At 57.3% G+C, this 4,404-nt stretch carries 6 protein-coding genes; 3 read left to right on the forward strand and 3 right to left on the reverse strand.

Annotation, left to right across the window (positions count from 1 at the left end; all coding sequences use genetic code 11):
- Positions 1 to 63: 63 nt before the first annotated feature.
- Together rssC and rssB are read right to left on the reverse strand one after the other, a co-directional pair.
- Complete coding sequence (rssC, locus tag EJA72_RS12695) at positions 64 to 546, reverse strand: anti-sigma factor antagonist RssC (RefSeq protein WP_157711787.1); 483 nt, start codon at positions 544 to 546, stop codon at positions 64 to 66.
- Positions 546 to 1,727 (reverse strand): two-component system response regulator RssB, encoded by a 1,182-nt coding sequence (gene rssB / locus EJA72_RS12700; RefSeq protein ID WP_157711788.1) that lies wholly within the window; start codon positions 1,725 to 1,727, stop codon positions 546 to 548. Before rssB ends, rssC begins: the two co-directional genes overlap by 1 nt.
- Before the next feature lie 275 nt (positions 1,728 to 2,002).
- On the opposite strand from rssB, the gene EJA72_RS12705 reads away from it, so the two are divergent.
- Entirely contained in the window at positions 2,003 to 2,302 is a 300-nt protein-coding gene (locus EJA72_RS12705; protein WP_157711789.1) for a PilZ domain-containing protein, read from the forward strand.
- A gap of 69 nt (positions 2,303 to 2,371) precedes the next feature.
- On the opposite strand, the gene EJA72_RS12710 is transcribed toward EJA72_RS12705, so the two are convergent.
- Positions 2,372 to 3,061 carry a VacJ family lipoprotein gene (locus EJA72_RS12710; RefSeq protein WP_157711790.1) on the reverse strand — a complete coding sequence of 230 codons (690 nt, stop codon included), beginning with the start codon at positions 3,059 to 3,061 and terminating at the stop codon, positions 2,372 to 2,374.
- 200 nt (positions 3,062 to 3,261) lie between these two features.
- Between EJA72_RS12710 and EJA72_RS12715 the strand changes: the two genes are divergently transcribed.
- The gene (locus tag EJA72_RS12715; protein WP_157711791.1) at positions 3,262 to 3,882 is read left to right on the forward strand and encodes an HAD family phosphatase; all 621 of its coding nucleotides are present in this window, start codon (positions 3,262 to 3,264) and stop codon (positions 3,880 to 3,882) included.
- Positions 3,883 to 4,007: 125 nt separating this feature from the next.
- Entirely contained in the window at positions 4,008 to 4,271 is a 264-nt protein-coding gene (locus EJA72_RS12720) for a DUF4404 family protein (RefSeq protein ID WP_157711792.1), read from the forward strand.
- Positions 4,272 to 4,404: the final 133 nt, after the last annotated feature.

Consider the following 4,404-nt stretch of genomic DNA (forward strand, 5'->3'; position numbering starts at 1 on the left):
TTTCAATGTGGGAGCGAGCCTGCTCGCGAAGGGGCCTGAACAGGCACCTGATTATTCAGGGGATCAGTGACGCTCGAGCGCATTCACCAGGTCATGGAACGCTTCACGATTGGAATCGTTGAGCCCCATAAGGATCTTGTGCGCTTCAAGCACCTTGATGCGCACCACTTCTTCGGACTGATCCTGGTCTGGCAGGTCGGTCAGGCACTCCGGGCACGGAATCGGGCGATCAACGATGTTGAACACCTGCTCGAACCCCATGGACTGCAACAGCCGGGTGATGTCTTCGTGAATGGTCACGACGGTCGGCAGCAGGCCGACCTTTTGCCGCGACAGGATCGACAGCTTGGCCAGCAGGCCCAGGGTGGTGCTGTCGATGCTGCGGGTTTCGGTCAGGTCGATCACGATCGCGTTGAAGTTCAACGCCGTGAAGATCCGCTCAATAGTCGCATCCAAGGCCGAACACAAGGTCAGGCGAACTTCACCGACGAACTTGAGGACGAAGGTGCCGTCCTGCTCGGCGAACTGGATTCTACCGGTACTCATTAAAGATTCCTGCTCAACACCAACAGGGCGATATCATCCGGCATCTCCCCTAGCGTGGCCAATCCAAAAACCTGCCGCAGCCCATCCAGGGTGCCGCCCGCAGCCTTGACCCTTTGGGGCAATGCCGCTTCTTTTTCTTTGAGTGTAGGCTCTGGCAAAAGGTCCAGAATGCCATCAGACATCAGCGTCAGGCTGAACGTCGGTGGCAGTTCCAGCACGTGGTCTTCGTAGGTGGCTTCGTTGAAGAGGCCCACCGGCAGACCACGCCCTTCCAGATAACGAACACTGTCGGGTGTGTACAACACAGGCAACGGCAAATGACCGCCGATGCTATAGGTCAACAAACCTGTCTCCTCGTCGATGACTCCACCGACCATTGTGACGTGTTTACCCAGCTTACAACTGATCAGGCCCCGGTTGATATGACCAAGGACCTCTGAAGGCTTGAATTCAGGCAATGTGCCGCTGCGCTTGGATTCGAACAGCAACCGCGTGGTCATGAACTTCAACAACACGGTGACGAAGGCTGAAGAGGCGCCATGACCGGAAACGTCCGCCAGATAAAACGCTACCCGACGCTCGTCAACCCGAAAGTAATCGACGAAATCACCCGACAGGTACAGCGACGGGATGATCTGGTGCGCAAACTGGAACTCGTCGATGGTCCAGGGGCTGACCGGCAGCATGTTCATCTGCACCTGGCGACCGGCATTCTGGTCTTCCTGGAGCAGGTTCAGGCTGGCTTCGAGCTCGCGGTTGGCCTTTTCCAGCTTCTCGCGGTAGCGCTGGTTTTCCAACAGCAGACGCGCACGATCCAGGGCCCGTCGCACAGAGTGCTCGAGCACGGCCAGATCCTCGAGAGGCTTGATCAGGTAATCCGCCGCGCCCAGGCGCAGGGCCTCGACCGCATCGTTCATCACGCCGGCACCCGACACCACAATGACCGGGGTTCGCGGTGACAGCTCGGTCACCTGACGGATAAGTTCGAGTCCGCCCATCTGCGGCATGCGCAGATCGCAGATGACCAAGTCGGGCTTGTCTTGCTCGAATACCTGAAGACCCTGCTGGCCATTGCTGGCCTGCAAGACGCTGAAACCACTGTCTTCCAAATAGGCGGCGAGGCTCGCGCGCACTACTTCGTCATCATCGATTATCAGCAGCGTGGCACTGGTTTTTGGCATGTGGGCAAACGGCGCCAGAATTAGGTTGGCGTAGCAGACAGGTTTTTTAACCCGCTCACACTACTGGATTCGCTTTCTAGCCTCTCTATTGCACCGTTTTCGGGCGTCTGCCCTACACACAGGTACACCAGAGGTGCCCTTCTAAGGCGCAGACGGTACTCCCATCCGCGGGGCGTTTCAAGCTCACGCCGATGGTCGCTTGAGGACTTTACTTGTCAAATCACCGGGAGTTATAAGAACAGGCAAATCCGTAACTCAATGGAAGGATGAAGCCCATGAGTCAAACCGATCGGGACTACAGCGAAAAGCGCGATTTTATCCGCATGCGAGTCGATGCCGATGTCTCGCTGATTCATGAAGGTGACGAGGTCGCAGCGGTCTGCATCGACCTTTCCAGCAGCGGCATGCAAGTACAGGCGCCTCGCCTGTTCAAGGTTGGCGACCGACTGAGCGTACGGATCGAGTCAGAGCATAGCGCCCTGAAAGGCCTTGAGGCCGACACCGAAGTGGTGTGGGTCAAGGATCAGGACGGCAGCAGTCAGAAACTCGGGCTTACAATCTTGAAGATGAAATAACCCGCAAATGAAACGCAAAAAGGCGGCCCAAGGGCCGCCTTCTTTGTTTTACCGGTTTACCGGTCGAGATCAAAAATCGTCTTCGACGTGGCCGTCCTTCACTTTGAATTCGCGGTTCTGCAAATAAGCGTTGCGAATGAAGATGTATTTGTCGCCATTGATCAGCTTCTCGGCCGACAGCAGGCTGGCACGGGTGTCGACGATATTCAGGCCGAAGATCGAATTACGCACCGGCACATCGTTGATGTACGGATACGGGCCGGTGTAGCCATCGACGATCTTGGACGGTGCATCACGCAAGGTGCTCGGACCGAGCAGTGGCAGCATCACGTAAGGACCGCTTCCTACGCCCCAATAGCCAAGCGTCTGACCGAAGTCTTCGTCGCTTCGTTGCAGGCCCATCTTGGTGCCGACGTCGAAGAAACCCAGCAGGCCGAAGGTGGTGTTGAAGAGGATGCGCGCGGTGTCGACGCCCGCTGCAGCCGGTTTGGCCTGCAAAATGTTGTTCGCAAGGTTGGTCACATCACCCACGTTGCGGAACATGTTGTGGATACCGTCCTCAAGGAACTGCGGTGTCACGAATTCATAGCCTTGGGCCAATGGCTTCAGGGCGTAGGTATCGAGCACGTCGTTGAACTTGTAGATAGGACGGTTGATGCTTTCCCAAGGATCGTCTTCCGACGCTGCCTGGGCAACGAACGGAACCAGCAACACGCTGGCACACACACAAAGCTGAGCGAAATGATTGCTCCAGCGCATAGAAAAACTCCTTGGACTGTACTGGCGCGGGCCCTTGGCCCTGGCGTTAAGCTGGTGAGTATAAGACGTAACAGCCGATTTAGGCAGCATTGGACACGATAGCCTAAGGTTGATTCGTCATGACTGTGAGCGATTCACAACAATGTCACTCAACTGTCACCGACATCGCCTAGCCTTTTGGCTATTTCAGGGACGCTGACATGCCGCACGCCGAAACCATGCCCCTCGTTGTGCCCAGCCTGACTGCCGTATTGTTCGGCCTCAGCGGTTGTCTGGTGGATTTCGGCGCCCGCTCGCGTGAACACACCGGTCTCGCGGCCGAGCACGCCGAGGTCACGCACGGCGCCCTGGACAGCCTGCGCAGTCTGCAACGCCAACAAATTCCCTGCGCCTGGCTTGATGAACTACCCCCTTCCCTCAGCCATTCCCTGGCCGCCGCGCTACCGGACTGGATCACCCCTTCGCAACACTCTGCAACAAACAATCCTTGGCCTGCGCCAAATGCCTGCTGGCAAGCGTTAATGGCGTTGAATGTCGAGCGCCTTGATGGCTGCGTGCTGGTCAGCGGCGAACCACGATTGCTACAAGCGGGACTCAATGCCGGTTTGTGGACCATCGGCCTGGCGTCCTGCGGCTCGCTGTGCGGGCTGTCGCCCACCGAATGGCAGGCACTGACCCAGCAGGAACGCGATCTAAAGCGCGGCAAGGCGACGGTCCAGCTGTTCGGTCTGGGCGTGCATTCGGTGATTGATCACCTCGGCGAACTCGACACCTGCCTGGCAGACATCAGCCTGCGTCGGCTCAAGGGCGAAAAGCCCTGATCACGGCTTCCCACCTATGAAGGCATGCGATTTGTGCGGGAGTGGATTAATCTAAAGGTCAGCCATAGACCTTTGGCACGCCGCTGCGGTCTATGCCAGTGCCAATCGATAAAAGGAAGAACGCCATGCCTGCCCGCGAACTGCAAGAACAGCTCAATACTCTGCGCGAGCAATTGGAACAGAATCCTCCGCTGTCCGAAGCCGAGCGCGAAGACCTGCATGCACTGATGCAACAGATCGAACTGGAGCTTGAGCTCGAAACCAAAACCAAGGATTCCAGCGTCGCCGACGGCGTCAACCTGGCCGTTGAACGCTTCGAGCTTGAACACCCCGCCATTGCCGGCACCTTGCGCAACATCGTGCAATCGCTGGTCAGCATGGGGATCTGAATCCCTCGGATACAAAAAAGCCCCGCTAGAGATAGCGGGGCTTTTTTGTATGTGTGATCCCTTGTAGGAGCGAGCTTGGTCCGGGCGGCGTTCCGACGATGGTGTGTCAGTCGACACAGAGGTAGCTGACACT

It is taken from the genome of Pseudomonas sp. PB120 (assembly GCF_009761815.1).
Lineage (GTDB): Bacteria > Pseudomonadota > Gammaproteobacteria > Pseudomonadales > Pseudomonadaceae > Aquipseudomonas.

Excerpts from the sequence above, each read along its gene's own strand:
- EJA72_RS12705 (WP_157711789.1), top strand. The coding sequence starts at position 2,003 with ATGAGTCAAACCGATCGGGACTACAGCGAAAAGCGCGATTTTATCCGC.
- rssC (WP_157711787.1), bottom strand. The coding sequence starts at position 546 with ATGAGTACCGGTAGAATCCAGTTCGCCGAGCAGGACGGCACCTTCGTC.
- EJA72_RS12720 (WP_157711792.1), top strand. The coding sequence starts at position 4,008 with ATGCCTGCCCGCGAACTGCAAGAACAGCTCAATACTCTGCGCGAGCAA.
- EJA72_RS12710 (WP_157711790.1), bottom strand. The coding sequence starts at position 3,061 with ATGCGCTGGAGCAATCATTTCGCTCAGCTTTGTGTGTGTGCCAGCGTG.
- EJA72_RS12715 (WP_157711791.1), top strand. The coding sequence starts at position 3,262 with ATGCCGCACGCCGAAACCATGCCCCTCGTTGTGCCCAGCCTGACTGCC.
- rssB (WP_157711788.1), bottom strand. The coding sequence starts at position 1,727 with ATGCCAAAAACCAGTGCCACGCTGCTGATAATCGATGATGACGAAGTA.